Here is a 397-nt window from a genome sequence, read left to right as displayed (position 1 = left end):
ACCAACGACGGTCGAGACGAAATCCAGAACCGCTCGCGCAAATTGCCGCCGGTCTTGCGTTCGATCCTGCTGATCGTCGACGGCGATCGCAGCGTGCGCCACCTGCGCGATCTGATTGCGAGCCTGCACGGCCCGACCGATGCGTTGGAGCAATTGGAAAGGATGGGGCTGATCGCCTCGTCGGCGGCCGTGGCCGCGACGATGACCGCGCATGCGCCGACGCCCGGCATCGCCTTCGCCGCGGTGGTGCCGCCGCCGGTTTCGCCGGCCGATGCCGCGCAGCGTTACCAGACCTTGTACACCTTGATGACCGAAACCGTGCGCGAGCATCTGGGGCTGCGCGGTTATTTCCTGCAGCTCAAGATCGAGCGCTGTGGCAACAGCGAAGAACTCGCCG

The sequence above is a fragment of the Lysobacter antibioticus genome, from assembly GCF_001442535.1.
GTDB lineage: Bacteria > Pseudomonadota > Gammaproteobacteria > Xanthomonadales > Xanthomonadaceae > Lysobacter > Lysobacter antibioticus.
The sequence above is the reverse complement of the archived record's forward strand: the minus strand, read 5'-3'. Positions refer to the sequence as shown.